The 1,026-nt window shown below is 33.0% G+C and carries 1 protein-coding gene; it reads left to right on the top strand.

What is annotated here, in order from left to right; all coding sequences use genetic code 11:
- The coding region (locus AC1M36_RS28300; RefSeq protein ID WP_479846522.1) for a transposase at positions 1-871 on the top strand (871 nt) is incomplete at its 5' end.
- Positions 872-1,026 lie beyond the last annotated feature (155 nt).

The raw sequence follows: 1,026 nt of genomic DNA, 5'->3' as shown, positions 1-1,026 counted from the left end.
TACAGTTACCCGAAGGGTATCTCATGGAACGAACCATTTATTCCATCAGTTAAAATCTCTTTCGAGATTTTATAGCGAACTAGATGGAGAATTATCGATGATTCGTAGTCGTATGCACAAAGTAATTCAATTAACATTTCCTGAATTAGAAAAAATGTTCACTAGTAAATCTGATTTATTTTTAAATTTTGTTCAACTCTTTCCCCATCCAGATGATGTTTTAAGTCTTTCTAAAACGATTATAAAAAATCGTATTCGAGCCAACACCAATAAAAAGATATCAACTATTATGGCTGAGAAAAAAGCAATTCAGATACTTGAAATAGCGAAAAATTCCTACCCGGCTGTTTCTCAAAATGATGTCCTGTGTGATCAACTCAAAGTATACGCAAGACGTTATCAAGAACTTCTTCATCAAAAGGAATGCTGTATTAACAAGATGGTACATATAGCCGAACAACGTGCAGAATATGGTATCATTCTGAGCCTTCCTGGAATTGGGCCAAACACGGCTGTACGTCTAATGGCTGAAATAGGAGATATTACTCGCTTTGCAAATAACAAGCAATTGAATGCATATGCCGGTATTGATATACGTCGCTTTCAATCAGGTAAAACTTTTTATAAAGATAAAATTAATAAACGCGGAAATAAACATTTACGAAAATTACTTTTCCTGATTATCCAAAACATGATTAAACAACGACGTTACGGGCGAAATCATATTGTAGAATACTACGATAAATTAAAAACGCAACCTTATAACAAATGTCATAAAGTTGCGTCCATTGCATGTGTAAATAAGTTCTTGAAACTCCTCTTTCACCTTATTACACATGATATACACTATGATTATCGGTTAACGGCCTAATATCATAGTTTCATTCATCATATCATATCTAACCCCTAGTAAAAAAACGAGTATATATTAGGGGTCTTTGGTATGCATGATAATGGATACATGTTTATTATGATATTCAATCCATCAAAAACCTAAAAATACAGGTTGACTAATCGTAAGAAAAG

The sequence above is a fragment of the Bacillus sp. Medicinal_06 genome (assembly GCF_056711665.1).
This window is presented reverse-complemented; position numbering and strand designations above follow the sequence as displayed.